Here is a 16678-nt window from a genome sequence, read left to right on the forward strand (position 1 = left end):
AAACCACTGAGGGTAATTCTAGGGAACATGTAGTTTCAAAAAAAAACCAGATAAGGGCATGACGATGGACGCAAAGGCAGATACACAGGCGGAGGCTATGGAACAGATCGCGTCAGCAGAGGCCCCGGTGCTTACCCCGCGGATAACCCTTCTGTTCTCACTCACGAGTGCCCTGGCGGTGGCCAATGTCTATTCGGCCCAGCCTTTACTGGAGTCGATGTCAGTCAGCCTGAAGGTGCCGCCCGGCACGATAGGCAGCGTCATCACCGCCACCCAGGCAGGGTATGCCGCCGGGTTGATCTTTCTGGTGCCGCTTGGCGATCGGGTAAACCGGAAAACGCTGGTGATCACGCATCTGTTACTTTCCGTGCTGGCGCTGACCGCGGCGGGGTTATCACAAAATCTGGCCACCCTGTTATGCGCGATGTTGTTTACCGGCCTGATGGCGGTGGTGGTGCAGCTCATGGTGGCCTGGGCTGCGATACTGGCGGCCCCCCAGCGGCGCGGGCAGGTCGTCGGCACGGTGACCAGCGGTATTGTGCTGGGGATACTGCTGGCCCGTTTTATATCAGGAACCATTGCCGATCTCGCCGGCTGGCGGGTTGTTTACCTGACTGCGGCCGGCCTGATGTTACTGATCGCCTGTTTACTGGGAAAAGTGATGCCGTCCACTGCGCCCCGGAGGCCAACACCCACCTATCTTTCCCTGCTGCTGTCCGTTTTCCGCCTGTTTTTCACGGAGCCTCAGCTGAGGAAGCGGGGGCTTTTTGCCCTGCTTATCTTTGCTGCGTTCAGCATGCTGTGGACGTCGATGGTCATGCCGCTCAGTGCCATGTCGTTGTCACATACCCAGATAGGCCTGTTTGGGTTAGCGGGCATTGCCGGTGCGCTGGCGGCGTCAAGAGCAGGTTTATGGGCAGATGGAGGCCGGGGGCAGCAGGCGACCGGCACAGCGCTGGCGGTGCTGACCCTCTCATGGCTGCCCATCGCTTATACCGAAACGTCTTTGCTGTGGCTTCTCATCGGCATCATCACGCTGGACTTCGCGGTGCAGACCATCCATGTGACCAACCAAAGCATCCTGATTGCGGCCAGGCCGGACGCGGCAAGCCGCCTGGTCGGTGCCTACATGTGTTTTTATTCCGTGGGCAGCGCACTGGGCGCCATTACCGCCACGGCGCTTTATGCGCTCTGGGGGTGGCCGTCAGTCTGCTTCGCGGGGGCACTCGTGAGTGCCTCTGCTTTTCTCTTCTGGGCAGGATCGCGTCAATCATGAAATTACATCATCTGTTGCTCGCCATTCTGATCACGGCAATCTGGGGCATTAACTTTTCAGTTATCAAGCTGGGGCTGAGTTCGGTGGAGCCCTTCACGCTGGCAGGCATACGCTTCACGCTATGCGCGTTACCACTCCTGCTGTTTATCAAAAAACCGGATGTCCCGTGGCGCTACCTCATCAGCTATGGTCTGGTGTTTGGCATTGGCCTGTGGGGGCTGGTCAATCTGGGGATCAGAACCGGGCTTTCAGCAGGCATTGCGTCACTCTTGCTGCAATTCAGCGCCTTTTTTACCCTGCTGCTGGGCCGCCTGGTATTGAAAGAGAGCCTCAGCCGTTATCAAATCGCCGGGTTCATGATTGCCTGCGGGGGATTACTGAGCATTGTTTTCATCACGGATGGTTCCGTGACCTTCTCCGGGATGCTGCTGGTGCTGGCGGGTGCCATCGCCTGGAGTATCGCCAACATCATTAATAAGAAGGCGGGCACCAGGCAGGTCTTTGCCTTCCTGGTCTGGTCGAGTGCCTTTTCGCCGGTGCCCCTTTTTCTGCTGGACTGGCTCGCCAACGGCACCCACGGCTATATGTCGCTGGTCAGCCACATGGACGCGCGCGCCCTGTTGTCAGTGCTGTTTCAGGTCTACCCCAATACCCTGTTTGGCTACTGGGTATGGAATTCCCTGCTTAAACAATACCCGGTGTCCACCGTGGCTCCGCTGTCGTTGCTGGTGCCGGTGTTTGGGCTTCTGGGTTCCAGGGTGATAGTGGGGGAAACGCTTTCACAGGTGAAAATCCTCGCCCTGCTGCTGATTATTTCTGGGCTGGTTGTCGGGTTGTATGGCCGGCGGCTGACGCGTTTTTTGGCAGAATGGCGTACCGGGTAGCCTGAAGGCCGTTAAGCATTCCGCGTGGCGCATCTTTATAAACCCGCCGCCTGGTGCCCGCGTTTCTTTTTTTTCCATTTCTCACACCGGGTTAACCCCGTAGAATGCCTGTTTCCGAAAGGCGGCGAAAGCGGGTTATATTTTCCCGATGACAACGGCCAAAAGTACAGGCTTTACTGTGAGATCCTTATGATCCTGATTATCTATGCGCACCCCTATCCACACCACTCGCACGCCAATAAGCGCCTGATCCAGGCGGCCGGTGAGTTGGATCAGGTTGAAGTGCGATCGCTTTACGATCTCTACCCCGATTTCACGCTGAACGTGGCCGCCGAACAGCAGGCGCTGAGCCGCGCCTCGCTGGTGGTCTGGCAGCACCCGATGCAGTGGTACAACATGCCGCCATTGCTGAAGCTCTGGTTTGACAAAGTACTCTCCCACGGCTGGGCCTACGGCCACGGCGGCAATGCGCTGCGCGGCAAAAAAGCGCTCTGGGCGGTGACCACCGGCGGCGACAGCCACCACTTCGAGCTGGGCAGCTTCCCGGACTTCGCCGCGCTGGCGCAGCCGCTGGAGGCCACCGCGCTCTATTGCGGTATGCAGTGGCAGCCGCCGTTTGTGCTGCACGGCACCTTTAACTGTGACCCGGCCCGCCTGGAAGCGGCCGCGGTACGCTACCAGGCCCGGCTTGCTGACTACCTGACGCCGGTCTCTGATGACGCAACTACCCTGGCCGGAGGTGCACATGGATAACCATGAGATGATGATTGAGGGGCTGATCTACCTCGGCTCCGCGGCGCTGATTGTGCCGGTGGCGGTGCGCTTCGGCCTCGGCTCGGTGCTGGGCTACCTGATCGCCGGCTGCCTGATCGGCCCGTGGGGGCTGCGGCTGGTGGCTGATGCCGAATCCATCCTGACTTTCGCCGAAATCGGCGTGGTGCTGATGCTGTTTATCATCGGCCTGGAGCTGGACCCGAAACGGTTGTGGAACCTGCGGGTGGCGGTGTTCGGCGGCGGCGGGCTACAGATGGTGGGCTGCGGGCTGCTGCTCAGCGCCTTCTGTTACGCCCTGGGGCTGACGTGGCAGGTGGCGGCGCTGATTGGCCTGACGCTGGCGCTCTCCTCCACGGCGATCGCCATGCAGGCGATGAGCGAGCGTAACCTCTCCGGCACCCCCATCGGCAACAGCGCTTTTGCGGTGCTGCTGTTCCAGGATATTGCCGCCATTCCGCTGGTGGCGATGATCCCGCTGCTGGCGACCAGCGGCGGCACCACCACCTTCGCCACCTTTGCGCTCTCCGCCGGGAAAGTGGTGATGGCCCTGACGCTGGTGGTGTTGCTGGGCCGCTACGTGACCCGCCCGCTGCTGCACTTTGTGGCGAAATCGGGGATGCGTGAAGTGTTCAGCGCCGTGGCCCTGTTCCTGGTGTTCGGCTTCGGCGTGCTGCTGGAGATGGCCGGGCTGTCGATGGCGATGGGCGCGTTCCTCGCCGGGGTGCTGCTGGCCAGCTCCGAATACCGCCATGCGCTGGAAAGCGACATCCAGCCGTTCAAAGGGCTGCTGCTCGGGCTGTTCTTTATCGGCGTGGGGATGTCGATCGACTTCGGCACCCTGATTCACCACCCGCTGCTGATCCTCACCCTGCTGGGCGGCTTTATGCTGCTGAAAGGCGCGCTGCTGTGGCTGATCGCCCCGGTGCTGAATGTGCCGCGTGCGCAACGCGGGTTGTTTGCCATCCTGATCGGGCAGGGCAGTGAGTTCGCGTTCGTGGTGTTCAGCACCGCCCAGACCGCCGGGGTATTGCCCGCTGACTGGGCGAAGGCGCTGACGCTGGCCGTGGCGCTCTCTATGGCGGTGACGCCAGTGCTGCTGGTGCTGGCGAAACGCTTCCAGAAAGCGGCCCCCGCCAGCCAGCGCCCGGCGGACACCATCGACGAGCACGCCAGCGTGATCATCGCCGGGTTTGGCCGCTTCGGGCAGATCACCGGCCGTATGCTGCTCTCCAACGGCATCAACGCGGTGGTACTGGACCACGACCCCGATCACATTGAAACGCTGCGTAAGTTCGGCAATAAGGTGTTCTACGGCGACGCCACCCGGGTGGAGCTGCTGGAGTCCGCCGGGGCGGCGCAGGCGAAAGTGCTGATCAACACCATTGATGACGTGGACGCCAACCTGCAACTCACCGATCTGGCGCGCGAGCACTTCCCGCACCTGAAGATCATCGCCCGTGCGCGCGATGTGGACCACTACTACCAGCTGCGGTTGCGTGGCGTGGACGCGCCGGAGCGTGAGCTGTTTGAAGGCTCGCTGCGCACGGCGCGCCATGCGCTGGAAGCGATCGGGTTTGGTGCTTATGAGGCGCGGGAGAAAGCGGATATCTTCCGCCAGCACAACCTGAAGGTGCTGGAGGAGACACTGCCGAACTACGAGGACACCGAGTTCCGCATCGCCAGTATGCAGCGGGCGAAAGAGATGCTGACCGAAGCGATGGCGATGGACAACACCCGCCTGACGCAGGTGCAGCAGACCGGCTGGCAGGGCCGCACGGAAGACGCGGAGATCCCGGTCGAGGACGAAAAAGCGCGCCCGGCATAACCGGCGCGACAGTGAAAAAGGCGGCCTGCGGGCCGCCTTTTTATTGCCTGCAAACCGGGCCTATTCAAAGGTGCCTTTGGTGATGGCTTTCCCCTGATCCACCACCCGTTTCCCCTTCGCCCAGACCTGCTGCACCGCCAGCTCAGGCGTCAGCACCAGAAGATCGGCGTCATACCCCGGCCGCAGCGCGCCTTTGGCCGCCAGCCCCAGGAACGCCGCGACATTGCAGGTAAAGGGCTGCAACGCCTCCGCCAGCGGGAAATGGTGGCGCTGCACCAGGTGACGCAGCGCCTGCGGCAGGCTGTCAAAGCCCGCGACGCCGATGCCCGTGAGGTTGCCGTGCGCATCAAACACCGGCTGGCTGCCATTGCCGTCGGAGCTCACCGTCAGCCGGGCGAGCGGCACCTCTGCGGCCACCGCCCGCGCCACCGCCGTGGCCGCATCGATCGGCTGCTCAATGCCGCTGGTGAAGTCGAGGCAGCCGCCGTCATGCGCGAAGCCCAGCGCGGCGGCGAACAGCGGCTCACTGCGGTTAAGGTGGGTCGGCAGCAGTTTGGTGATCGGCACATCGCTGTCACGCAGTACCTCATACAGTGGGGCGAGCAGGCGCGGGCTGTTGCCCATATGGAACACGCTGATGCCCGCTTTGCCCCCCAGCATCCCGCCCACCCGCGCCTGGGCGGCCATCTCCGCCAGCCGTGCCGCCGACGGGGCGGATGAGCGGTGGTCGGCCACCGCGCACTTCACGCCGATCACCTTATCGATCAGCACCAGATCGCGGGCGATGCTGCCGGTCAGGGTCGGGGAAGGCAGTGCATACGAGCCGGTCAGCATATAGGCGGTGATCCCCTCATGCTCCAGCGCGCGGGTTTTGGCCAGCAAGGATTCCGGGTGGCGGGTGATGCCGTCGGTGCCGAGCAGCCCCAGCACCGTGGTGATGCCCGCCTCCACCAGCCGCGAGAAGGCCACTTCCGGCGTGCGGCTGTGCGGCCCGGCTTCACCGCCGCCGCCAATCAGGTGCACATGCTGGTCGATCAGGCCGGGGCAGAGCAGGTGGCCGTGCAGATCCACCACCTCACAGCCGGGCAGCCGCTCCCCTTCAATATGCGGCGCAATGGCAATGATTTTCCCGCCGCTGACCAGCAGATCCTGTTGCCCCAGCGCCGCCGGGGCATACACCTCCGCCCCGCGTAATAACACCAGCCCAGCCAAAGAAAGATCCATCTTCCGCTCCTATACCAAAGCCTGCATCACCCAGAGGGAGAGCAGGGCGTTAATCACACAGACCGCGATGATGTGCGGGTAGTACCGGGCTTCCACCGCGGCGGTGCCGAGGCAGCGCCCGACGTTCTGCACCGGGTTGCCCATCAGGTAGATGGCGGGCAGCAGCACCGTGGCGTCGTGCCCGTTCAGCGCCCCGGCGACCACCAGGCTGGCGCAGACCCCCACCGCGCCGCCCATGCTCATCAGGGCGGTCAGCAGCACCGCCGCCGCTTCGCCCGGCAGGCCCCAGAGCGCCATGACCGGGCGGCAGACGCTGCCGACCAGATCCAGCAGCCCGGTGACTTTCAGCGCCTGAATGATGACAAACGCCATCAGCACATTGGGCAGCAGGTTGGTGGTGGCGATGGTGAAGCCGCGCCGTGCACCGTCGATAAACAGCGCCATCACATTTTTACGTGCCTGTACGCTCATCTTAATGCTCCTCCGCCCGCCGGTGTTGCAGGCTGGAGATCCAGACGCGCAGCAGGTTCGCACCGACAAATTTGAACAGCAGAATCACCGCCAGCGGCGTGATCACCGGTACGGTAATCACCGTGAACAGCGCCGCGCCGGAGGAGAAGTAGTTGGTGATCAGGGCGCTGCCGCTGGTCTGGAAAGCGGCGAAAATTGCTTTCTCCTCCTCGGTGATCAGCCCCTCTTCGGCCAGCTCTTTGGTCATCCCCGCGGCGGCGTCGGTGTTTTGCAGGTTGGCGATCATCGCCAGGGAGCAGATGCCGGGAATGCCCATCAGCGGGCGCAGGACCGGCGTCATCAGCTGTTGCGCGGCACGCAGGCCGCCCAGCCCTTCGGTCACGGCGATGATGCCGAGCGACAGGATCACCGACGGCGCCAGCTCCAGCGCAAACAGGAACCCCTCTTTGGCCCCGGTGCCGCCGACGCCGCGAAAGGAGACCGCCGTCTCCCCCGCCGCGTTGATCTTGCCGAAGGTGCCGTTGAGCACCGTGAAATCAAACACCCGCCACCAACCGGTGCTGGTGGAAAACAGGCCGGAAAAGAAAATGATCGTCATAAAAAACGCCAGGTAGGCTGTCCATCCTACGGGCGCGCTGCGCTGCTCAGGTTCCATGAATACCCCTTTCGGTTGCGGTGAACTCACCGGTGCCATGCGGCGGAATTGCCGGAAACGCACCATAAAACAGCGGGCTGGGGAAAAATCCGGGGTGAGATCAACAAACAGGGCGTTTCAGCACACGACAGAAAAAAGTGAGGCGAAGGGCACTCTTTAGCGCAGGGATTGTTAAGCAGGTTTGAATGATCGGGGAAAGCGGGGTTTCCGCGGCACTAAGAAAATGTAACCGGCGGGCAAGAAAAAGGCGGGCCGAGCCCGCCTGTCACTCCGGACGCAATCAGCTCAGGGCCACCTTGATGCCGAGCGCGATCAGCACGCCGCCCAGCAGACGGTCGATGATCTTCTGCGCTTTCGCCAGGCCGCGGCGCACCGGCTCGCTCTGGATCAGCACCACCAGCAGCGGCCACCACACGGCGGAGAGGCCGAGGATAATTCCGGCGTACCAGAGCTTTTCGCCCACGCTGGAGTTGACCTGCAACACCTGGGTAAACACCGCCAGGAAAAACAGCGTCGCCTTGGGGTTCAGCAGGTTACAGAGGTAGCCCTGCACAAAGGCGGTTTTCAGGCTCACCGGCTGCACGCTGAACTGGCTGAGGTTCATCTTGCTGTTGCCTTTGGCGCGCAGCGCCTGGATACCGACCCAGATCAGGTAGGCGGCACCGGCATATTTCAGCACGTTAAACAGCCACGGCGTGGTGGTGATCACCACCGCCAGCCCGGCCACACAGTAGGTCATATGGGTCGCCACGCCGCAGGTCACGCCCAGGGCGGTGATCATGGCGGCAGAGCGGGGGTATCGGGCGGCGTTTTTAATCACCAGGAAGAAATCGGGGCCAGGGGAGAGCATACCCAGGGCCGCGATGGTCGCGACAAACAGAGAGGTTTCTAACATTATTCACAAAGCCGGGAACGGAAAACGGGAATGATAGCCTCCCCGGTAAAATTTCGCATCACGCTTATTGGTTATTCGCCGCGGCTGTGTTAACAATCCCCTTTATTTTGTAGGGAATAAGAGGGGTTTATGCACGCGCTTTCCTCACCGCCGCCTCCGGCGGCCCACCCGCAGCAGCGGGAGATTACCCGGCTCTGCATCCAGTGCGCGCTGATGCTGCTCCAGCACGGCGCGGAAAGTATGCTGGTGGAGCAGCTGGCGGCGCGCCTCGGCATCGCGCTCGGCGTGGACGCCGTCGAGAGCGCCATCTCCGCCAACGCGATTGTGCTCACCACCCTGAGCGGCGGCCACTGCCTGACCACCACCCGGCGCAACAGCGATCGCGGCATCAATATGCATGTGGTCACCGAGGTGCAGCACACGGTGATCCTGGCGGAGCATAAGCTGTTGCAGTGTGATGACGTGGCGAAACGGCTGGCGAACATCCGCCCGCTGCGTTACCCGCGCGGGCTGGTGGTGCTGATGGTCGCCTGCGCCTGCGCCTGTTTCTGCCGGCTGAATAACGGCGGCTGGGGCGGGGCGGGGGTGAGCTTTGTGGCGGGCGGGGTGGCGATGGCGGTGCGCCAGTGGCTCACCGCGCGGCAGATGAACCCGCTGATCAACTTCTGCCTGACCGCCTTCGTCGCCACGGCGCTCTCCGGCCTGCTGTTGCGGCTGCCGCTGCTGCATGCGGCCTCCGGCGTGGCGATGGCCGCCAGCGTGCTGCTGCTGGTGCCGGGTTTCCCGCTGATTAACGCGGTGGCGGACATGTTCAAGGGGCACGTCAATACCGGGCTGGCGCGCTGGGCGATGGCGAGCCTGCTGACGCTGGCGACCTGCATCGGCATGGTGATGGCGATGGCGCTGTTTGATCTGCCGGGGTGGGCATGAACCTGTTGCTGTTGCTCGAGGATATGGTGCTGTCGGCGATCCCGGCGCTGGGGTTCGCGATGGTGTTCAACGTGCCGCGCCGGGCGCTGCCCTACTGCGCGGCGCTGGGGGCCATCGGCCACGGTGCGCGGCTGCTGATGATGCAGGCCGGGCTGAGCATTGAGGGGGCGTCACTGCCGGCGGCGGTGCTGATCGGCGTGATCGGCATCCATTGGTCGCGCTGGTTGCTGGCGCACCCGAAAGTGTTTACCGTGGCGGCGGTGATTCCGATGTTCCCCGGCATCTCTGCCTATACGGCGATGATCTCGGTAGTGGAACTGGCCCGGCTGGGCTACAGCGAGGCGCTGATGGCGCGCATGGTGACCCACTTCCTGCGCGCCGGGTTTATCGTCGGCGCGCTGTCGATCGGCCTGTCGCTGCCGGGGTTGTGGCTCTACCGTTCGCGGCCCGGCGTCTGAGCGCGCCGGGCCGGAAAGACGATCTTATTCTGGTTTCTGTAGCTTTAAACACCATGAAACACGCGAATAAGTCACTATTTGTGGCGAAATAAACGGTAAAATGACGGCTTCGCTAAGAGCTGTCTTATAAATTCTTACGGAGAGAGGAAGCCTATCGACGGCTTTCCTCCCTTTCCGTATAGTGGCAGCACTTTTCGGTGACGCATTTTTTCCGACGACAACACTTTCCGACACACAAGGTTTAACAATGATTATCAGCCTGATCGCTGCACTGGCGGTGGATCGCGTTATTGGTATGGAAAACGCCATGCCATGGCATTTACCGGCTGACTTGGCGTGGTTTAAACGTAACACGCTCAACAAACCGGTAATTATGGGACGCAAGACGTTTGAGTCTATTGGACGACCGTTACCGGGCCGCCACAATATCGTTATCAGCAGCCATCCGGGTGACCACGATGGCGTCACCTGGGCGACCTCCGTCGCGGAGGCGATTGCCGCCGCCGGTGATGCCGCCGAGGTGATGGTGATCGGCGGCGGGCGGGTTTACACCCAGTTCCTGCCGCGCGCAGACCGCCTCTACCTGACGCATATTGATGCCGAAGTGGAAGGTGACACCCATTTCCCGGACTACGAACCGGATGAGTGGGAGAGCACCTTCAGCGAGTTCCACGACGCAGACGATAACAACTCCCACAGCTACTGCTTCGAAATTCTCGACCGCCGTTAAGGCACCCGAGCGCCCGGCGCGTGAGTTTCACGCGCCTGTTTCCCCGCATTGCCCGCTGTAACAATTCTTGTTTTTTGTAACAATCTTGTCACTTTCCCTGTTTACACTGGCCCGCATCGTTGGCAGCCGGCAGCTTTGCTGCGCTTATTAAGCATAGGGAATTCCGCATGAGTGACAATACTGAACTGAACGCCGATCGTCTGGTCAACCCGACCCGCCGCAAATTGCTGCTGGGCAGCGCCGGGGCCGTGGGGCTGGCCGGTTTCCTGGGCGGCATCGGCGTGTTGCCGGGCAAAAGCTGGGCCGCAGGCACCGCCGCGGGCGTGACCGGCAGCCCGCTGCTGGGCTTTAAGGGCATCGCCGCCTCCACCGAAGACAAGGTGGTACTGGCCGAAGGCTACCGTGCGGATGTGCTGATCTCCTGGGGTGACCCGCTGCACCCGGATGCCCCGGCCTTCGACCCGAACGGCGGCAACAGCGCGGCCGATCAGGAGAAGCAGTTTGGCGACAACAACGACGGCATGAGCTTCTTCCCGCTGGATGAGAACCGCGGCGTGATGGCGATCAACAATGAATATGTCAACGAACAGTACCTGTTCGCCCACGGCGGCAGCAAAGCCACCAGCCTGGAGGATGTGCGCAAGTCCCAGGCGGCGCACGGCGTCTCGGTGGTGGAAGTGCGCCGCGTCGGCAACTCCCCGCGTTGGGAAAAAGTGATCGACTCCCGCTACAACCGCCGCATCACCGCCGCCACGCCGATGACCTTCAGCGGCCCGGCCGCCGGCAATGCGCTGCTGAAAACCGAGGCTGACCCTAGCGGCACCAAGGTACTCGGCACCTTCGGCAACTGCGCCAACGGCAAAACCCCGTGGGGCACCTACCTCACCTGTGAAGAGAACTTCGACACCTATTTCGGCACCAAACAGGCCGGTTTTGTCACCACCGCCGACCAGAAACGCTACACCCTGAAGCCGGACGAGCCGGAGCGCAACTGGCCCGATTTTGACCCGCGCTTTGACGTGGCAAAAAACCCGAACGAATTTAACCGCTTCGGCTGGATCGTTGAGATCGACCCGATGGACCCGTCCTCCACGCCGATCAAGCGCACCGCCCTCGGCCGCTTCAAGCATGAGAACGCCGCCGTAACCGTGGCGAAAGATGGCCGCCTGGTGGTTTACATGGGCGACGACGAGCGCGGCGAATTCATCTACAAATATGTCTCCGACGGCAACGTGGATACCGCCAACCCGGCGAATAACCGCAGCCTGCTGGATGAGGGCACCCTCTATGTGGCGCAGTTCAATGCGGATGCCAACGGCACCCCGCTGAAAGGCACCGGCAAATGGCTGGCGCTGCGCTTCGGGGAGAACGGCCTGACGCCGGAGAACGGCTTCCAGGACGCGGCACAGGTGCTGATCTTCGCCCGCAAAGCGGCGGCGAAAGCCGGTGCGACCCGCATGGACCGCCCGGAATGGATCGCGGTGAACCCGCATGACGGACGCGCTTACTGTACCCTGACCAACAACAGCAAGCGTGGCGGCGAGGGAATGCCCCTGAACGCGGCGAACCCGCGCCCGGATAATATCTACGGCCAGATCATCCGCTGGGATGAGGGCGGCGACGCCACCGCCACCGACTTCCGCTGGGACATGTACGCGCTGTGCGGCAACCCGATCGCCCACCCGCAGGGGGTGAACCGCGGCACACCGAACATCACGGCGGAAAACACCTTCAACAGCCCGGACGGGCTGGGTTTTGACCGCGACGGCCGCTTGTGGATCCTGACCGACGGCAAATACACCAACAAGGATGACTACCAGGGGCAGGGCAATAACCAGATGCTGGTGGGTGACCCGAAAAGCGGTGAGATCCGCCGCTTCCTGGTGGGGCCGAAATCGTGCGAGCTGACCGGCGTCGCCTTCACCCCGGACTACCGCACGCTGTTTGTGAACATCCAGCACCCGGGCGAGGAGGGGGATTCGCACTTCCCCAATAACAGCCCGCGGCCGCGCTCCTCGGTGCTGATGATCACCCGTGAGGATGGCGGCATCATCGGCGCGTAACCTGCGCCGGCCGCAGCCATAAAAAAAGCCGCCGGGCAGAAACCCGGCGGCTTTTATCTTTTAACAGGAAACCATGTTCTTTTACCGAAAACCCTCAGGAGGCTTTCGGCGTGGCGGCGTGCTCACCGCGCGGCAGGGCGTGCTGGGTGAAATAGGTTTTATCTTCCCAGCGCAGCAGCGTCAGGTTGCCGCCCCAGCAGCAGCCGGTGTCGAGGGCGTAGATGCCCTCCGGCGTGCCGCGCCCTTCCAGCGAGGCCCAGTGGCCAAAGATGATCGCATAGCCCTGATCCGCCACCGGGCTGGGCAGCGCAAACCACGGCTTCAGCGGGGCAGGGGCGTGCTCCGGCGTATCTTTGCAGATCATGTCGAGCTGGCCGTTAGGGAAGCAGTAGCGCATCCGCGTCAGGGCGTTGGTGCCGAAACGCAGCCGCGCCAGGCCGGTCAGCTCCGGCAGCCAGTTGTTCGGCATGTCACCGTACATCGCATCCAGGAACAGCGGGTAGCTGTCACTGCTCAGCACCGCTTCCACTTCACGCGCGCAGAGTTGCGCCGTCTCCAGATCCCACTGCGGCGTGATGCCGGCGTGCGCCATCACGATGCGTTTCTCCTCATCCACCTGGAGCACCGGCTGGCGGCGTAACCAGTTGATCAGCTCGTCCGCGTCGGGTGCCTCCAGCAGCGGCGTGATGTGGTCTTTCGGCTTATTGCGGCTGATGCCGGCGAACACCGCCAGCAGGTGCAGGTCGTGGTTGCCCAGCACCATGCGCACCGCCGGGCCGAGGGAGCGCACATAACGCAGCACGTTCAGCGAGTCCGGCCCGCGGGCGACCAGGTCGCCGGTGAGCCAGAGGGTGTCATGGGCCGGGTCAAAGTCCACCTGCGCCAGCAGCGCGCGCAGCTCGTCGTAACAGCCGTGGATATCGCCTATCAGGTATGTCGACATAGATCAGTTAATCATGGTTGGAATGGCGAGACGGAACGCCGGAATGGCCACACGGAAGGTCTCGCCGTTCTGGTCGATCATCTCGTAGTGCCCTTGCATGGTGCCGAGCGGGGTCTCCAGGATGGCGCCGCTGGTGTACTGGAACTCATTGCCCGGTGCAATCAGCGGTTGCTCGCCGACTACCCCTTCGCCCTGAACTTCCATTTTGCCGCCATTGCTGTTGGTGATGAGCCAGTACCGGCGCAGAAGCTGCACCGGGTGACGCCCCAGGTTGCGGATCGTGATGGTATAGGAAAAGACATAGCGATCCTCTTCCGGGAAGGAGTGGGATTCAATGTAAACACTCTGTACCTGAACGCAAACGCGGGGCGACTCAATCATTACAGCGACTCCTGTGGTTCCTGCTGCAAAGGCGGGTTGGCGGAGAGCCAGTTCGCCAGCGCGCAATATTGCGCCACTGAGAGGTTCTCCGCGCGCTGGGTGGGGTCAACCCCCAGTTCCGTCAACTGCTCCGGCGTAAAGAGGTGGCCGAGGCTGTTACGGATCGTTTTACGGCGCTGGTTAAACGCCTGGGTGGTGATGCGGCTCAACATGCGCACATCGCCGACCGGGTGCGGCAACTCGCGGTGCGGCACCAGGCGCACCACGGCGGAGTCCACTTTCGGTGGCGGGGTAAAGGCCGTCGGCGGCACTTCCAGCACCGGGATAACGTTACAGAAGTATTGCGCCATCACCGTCAGGCGGCCATAGGCTTTGCTGTTCGGCCCGGCGACCAGGCGGTTCACCACCTCTTTCTGCAACATGAAGTGCATGTCGCGGATCGCCTGAGTATAGCTGAAAAGATGGAACATCAGCGGCGTGGAGATGTTGTACGGCAGGTTGCCGAACACGCGCAGCGGCTGGCCCGCCTCGGCGGCCATCTCCGCGAAGTCCACGGTCATGGCGTCCTGCTGGCGGATGGTCAGCTTGTCTTTCAGCGTCGGGTGCACTTCAAGGCGGGCCGCCAGGTCGCGGTCCAGCTCGATAACGGTCATCTTATCCATGCGTGCGCCGACCGGTTCGGTCAACGCGCCGAGGCCGGGGCCAATCTCCACCACGGCTTCGCCGGGCTGCGGGTGAATGGCCGACACAATGCTGTCGATGACGAACTGATCGTTTAAGAAGTTTTGTCCAAAACGTTTGCGGGCAAAGTGCCCTTGGTGGACTCGATTATTCATTACTGTTGGTTATCATTTTAATGGCAAGGTTTAAGGCCGTTTTGAAGCTGCCTGCATCGGCAGTGCCGCTGCCGGCCAGCTCTAAAGCGGTACCGTGGTCAACTGACGTCCGGATAAAGGGCAGGCCGAGGGTGATATTCACCGCGCGGCCGAACCCCTGATATTTTAGCACCGGCAGACCCTGATCGTGGTACATCGCCAGCACCGCATCCGCATGTTGCAGATATTTGGGCTGGAACAGGGTGTCCGCCGGCAGCGGGCCGGTCAGTTGGATCCCGCGCTCACGCAACGCGTCGAGGGCAGGGATGATGGTATCGATCTCTTCCCGCCCCATATGCCCGCCTTCGCCGGCATGGGGGTTCAGGCCGCACACATAGATATGCGGGCGGGCCAGACCAAATTGGGTGCGCAGGTCGTGGTCAAGAATGGTGATCACTTCATGCAGGCTCTGTGGGGTAATGGCGTCCGCCACCGCTTTCAGCGGCAGGTGGGTAGTCGCCAGCGCCACGCGCAGCTCTTCAGTCGCCAGCATCATCACCACACGTTTGCAGCCGCTGCGGTCAGCGAAGAACTCCGTATGGCCGCTGAAGGCGACGCCCGCGTCGTTGATGACCCCTTTATGCACCGGGCCGGTGATCAGCGCCGAAAACTCGCCGTTCAGGCAGCCGTCACAGGCGCGCGCCAGGGTCTCCACCACGTAGGCGCTGTTGGCGACGTTCAGCGTCCCGGCGACGGCCGGTTCCGCCAGCGCCACCGGCAGCACCGTGAGTTCACCGGCCTGCGGGGCGAAAGCCTGCCCCGGCTGGTAGGTGCGCAGGGTCAGCGGCAGCCCAAGCTGGGCGGCGCGCACAGACAACAGGGCCGGATCGGCACACACCACCAGCTCAACAGGCCAGGCCTGCTGCGCCAGGGCGATCACCAGATCCGGCCCAATCCCGGCGGGTTCGCCGGGCGTAATAACAATGGGTTTATGGCCCACGGGGTTACTGTTGTGCATTGCCATCCAGAATTTTCACGTAGGCACTGGCGCGCTGTTCCTGCATCCAGGTCTGTGCCTCTTCAGCAAATTTGCGGTTGAACAGCATCCGGTATGCCCGGTCTTTCTGGGCCGCGTCGGTTTTATCCACCTGGCGGGTATCCATCAGCTGGATCAGGTGCCAGCCAAAGGCGGAGTGAACCGGCTGGCTGAGTTCACCTTTCTGCAACTTCAGCAGCGCATCACGGAAGGCCGGATCGTACATGTCCGGTGAGGCCCAGCCGAGATCGCCGCCCTGCATGGCAGAGCCGGGATCCTGGGAGAGCTGTTTCGCCAGGGTGGCGAAGTCCGCTTTGCCGCTCTTGATCTGCTGTATCGCATCCTGCAGTTTGGCGCGCGCCTGGTCATCAGTCAGCACCACGGACGGCTTCAGCAGGATGTGGCGGGCGTGGACTTCCGTCACCGACACCGTCTGGTTGTTGCCGCGGATGTCGTTCACGCGCAGGATGTGGAAGCCGACGCCGGAGCGGATCGGGCCGACCACCTGGCCTTTTTGCGCCGTCTGCAGGCGTTCCGCAAACAGGGTCGGCAGCTCTTCCAGCTTGCCCCAGCCCATCTGGCCGCCTTTCAGCGCCTGCTGGTCAGCGGAGTAGGTGATCGCCAGTTTGCCGAAATCGGCGCCGCTGTTGGCTTCCGCCGCCAGCTTGTTCGCCAGCGCTTCCGCCTGGTCAACCTGATCCTGGGTCGGGTTTTCCGGCAGCGGGATCAGGATGTGGCTCAGGTTAAATTCCGCACCGCTGCCGTTCTGGGCGGCGATCTGCTTCGACAGCGACTCCACTTCCTGCGGCAGGATGGTGACGCGGCGGCGCACTTCGTTGTTACGCACTTCCGAAATCAGCATCTCTTTACGGATCTGCGCGCGGTAGGTGCCGTAGTTCAGGCCGTCATAGGCCAGGCGGCTGCGCAGCTGGTCCACGCTCATGCGGTTCTGGGCGGCAATGTTCGCGATCGCTTTGTCGACGTCCGCGTCGGTCAGGGTGATGCCCATTTTCTGCGCCATCTGCAACTGGATATTGTCCATGATCAGACGCTCCAGAATCTGGTGGCGCAGGGTGTTGTCATCCGGCAACTGCTGGCGGGCATCTTTTGCATTCATTTTCACTGACTGCATCAGGCCATCTACGTCACTCTCCAGCACAACGCCGTTGTCTACAACGGCGGCAACCCGGTCAACTTCCTGCGGTGCTGCGAACGCGGTATTGGCACAGATAGCCAAGCCGAGAATCAGCGTTCTCCAGTTCTTCATACCTTTTCCATTTTTGTCATCCGCATAGCGGGTTAAAGTTTACACATCTGC

16 protein-coding genes and 1 pseudogene are annotated in these 16678 nt (G+C 62.4%); 8 read left to right on the forward strand and 9 right to left on the reverse strand.

The genetic code is table 11. The annotated features are described in order from the left end of the window. Window positions 1-97: 97 nt before the first annotated feature. From CYR32_RS05585 to kefC, 4 genes are all read left to right on the forward strand, one after another. Window positions 98-1276: an MFS transporter gene (locus tag CYR32_RS05585; RefSeq protein ID WP_241523751.1), complete on the forward strand. Its 1179-nt coding sequence runs from the start codon at window positions 98-100 to the stop codon at window positions 1274-1276. Continuing rightward, the gene (locus CYR32_RS05590; RefSeq protein WP_101823407.1) at window positions 1273-2160 is read left to right on the forward strand and encodes an EamA family transporter; all 888 of its coding nucleotides are present in this window, start codon (window positions 1273-1275) and stop codon (window positions 2158-2160) included. The genes CYR32_RS05585 and CYR32_RS05590 overlap by 4 nt, the downstream gene beginning before the upstream one ends. 189 nt (window positions 2161-2349) lie before the next feature. Beyond that, window positions 2350-2913: a glutathione-regulated potassium-efflux system oxidoreductase KefF gene (gene kefF / locus CYR32_RS05595; protein ID WP_101823544.1), complete on the forward strand. Its 564-nt coding sequence runs from the start codon at window positions 2350-2352 to the stop codon at window positions 2911-2913. Beyond that, entirely contained in the window at window positions 2906-4759 is a 1854-nt protein-coding gene (kefC, locus tag CYR32_RS05600; protein WP_101823408.1) for a glutathione-regulated potassium-efflux system protein KefC, read from the forward strand. The genes kefF and kefC overlap by 8 nt, the downstream gene beginning before the upstream one ends. 60 nt (window positions 4760-4819) lie before the next feature. Here kefC and iadA read toward each other — a convergent pair whose 3' ends face one another. From iadA to CYR32_RS05620, 4 genes are all read right to left on the reverse strand, one after another. Next, window positions 4820-5983, reverse strand: coding sequence for a beta-aspartyl-peptidase (iadA, locus tag CYR32_RS05605; protein ID WP_101823409.1), 1164 nt, complete (start codon window positions 5981-5983; stop codon window positions 4820-4822). A gap of 9 nt (window positions 5984-5992) precedes the next feature. Continuing rightward, entirely contained in the window at window positions 5993-6454 is a 462-nt protein-coding gene (locus CYR32_RS05610; RefSeq protein ID WP_101823410.1) for a YjiG family protein, read from the reverse strand. A gap of 1 nt (window position 6455) precedes the next feature. Then, the gene (locus tag CYR32_RS05615; protein WP_101823545.1) at window positions 6456-7109 is read right to left on the reverse strand and encodes a nucleoside recognition domain-containing protein; all 654 of its coding nucleotides are present in this window, start codon (window positions 7107-7109) and stop codon (window positions 6456-6458) included. Between the two features lie 280 nt (window positions 7110-7389). Further along, entirely contained in the window at window positions 7390-8004 is a 615-nt protein-coding gene (locus CYR32_RS05620) for a LysE family translocator (protein WP_101823411.1), read from the reverse strand. 129 nt (window positions 8005-8133) lie between these two features. Here CYR32_RS05620 and CYR32_RS05625 point away from each other — a divergent pair, with 129 nt between their 5' ends. The 4 genes from CYR32_RS05625 (at window position 8134) to CYR32_RS05640 (ending at window position 12185) form a co-directional block, all read left to right on the forward strand. Continuing rightward, the gene (locus CYR32_RS05625) at window positions 8134-8934 is read left to right on the forward strand and encodes a threonine/serine exporter family protein (protein ID WP_101823412.1); all 801 of its coding nucleotides are present in this window, start codon (window positions 8134-8136) and stop codon (window positions 8932-8934) included. After that, the gene (locus CYR32_RS05630) at window positions 8931-9392 is read left to right on the forward strand and encodes a threonine/serine exporter (protein ID WP_165698184.1); all 462 of its coding nucleotides are present in this window, start codon (window positions 8931-8933) and stop codon (window positions 9390-9392) included. Before CYR32_RS05625 ends, CYR32_RS05630 begins: the two co-directional genes overlap by 4 nt. Before the next feature lie 247 nt (window positions 9393-9639). Further along, window positions 9640-10122, forward strand: a complete 483-nt coding sequence (gene folA / locus CYR32_RS05635; protein WP_101823414.1) for a type 3 dihydrofolate reductase — start codon at window positions 9640-9642, stop codon at window positions 10120-10122. A 167-nt stretch (window positions 10123-10289) separates the two neighbouring features. Then, window positions 10290-12185: a PhoX family protein gene (locus tag CYR32_RS05640; protein ID WP_101823415.1), complete on the forward strand. Its 1896-nt coding sequence runs from the start codon at window positions 10290-10292 to the stop codon at window positions 12183-12185. A 136-nt stretch (window positions 12186-12321) separates the two neighbouring features. Here the strand turns inward: CYR32_RS05640 and apaH are convergent. The 5 genes and pseudogenes from apaH to surA all read right to left on the reverse strand — a co-directional run. Next, window positions 12322-13128 (reverse strand): annotated as a pseudogene (apaH, locus tag CYR32_RS05645) (bis(5'-nucleosyl)-tetraphosphatase (symmetrical) ApaH); the annotation flags it as partial. 3 nt (window positions 13129-13131) lie between these two features. After that, a complete protein-coding gene (gene apaG, locus CYR32_RS05650; protein WP_101823417.1) occupies window positions 13132-13509 on the reverse strand; it encodes a Co2+/Mg2+ efflux protein ApaG in 378 nt (125 codons plus the stop codon). Continuing rightward, window positions 13509-14345, reverse strand: a complete 837-nt coding sequence (gene rsmA / locus CYR32_RS05655) for a 16S rRNA (adenine(1518)-N(6)/adenine(1519)-N(6))-dimethyltransferase RsmA (protein ID WP_101823418.1) — start codon at window positions 14343-14345, stop codon at window positions 13509-13511. The genes apaG and rsmA overlap by 1 nt, the downstream gene beginning before the upstream one ends. Continuing rightward, window positions 14338-15342: a 4-hydroxythreonine-4-phosphate dehydrogenase PdxA gene (gene pdxA, locus CYR32_RS05660; RefSeq protein ID WP_101823546.1), complete on the reverse strand. Its 1005-nt coding sequence runs from the start codon at window positions 15340-15342 to the stop codon at window positions 14338-14340. Before pdxA ends, rsmA begins: the two co-directional genes overlap by 8 nt. Next, window positions 15329-16627 (reverse strand): peptidylprolyl isomerase SurA, encoded by a 1299-nt coding sequence (surA, locus tag CYR32_RS05665; RefSeq protein ID WP_101823419.1) that lies wholly within the window; start codon window positions 16625-16627, stop codon window positions 15329-15331. Before surA ends, pdxA begins: the two co-directional genes overlap by 14 nt. Window positions 16628-16678: the final 51 nt, after the last annotated feature.

The organism is Chimaeribacter coloradensis (assembly GCF_002858715.1).
GTDB lineage: Bacteria > Pseudomonadota > Gammaproteobacteria > Enterobacterales > Enterobacteriaceae > Chimaeribacter > Chimaeribacter coloradensis.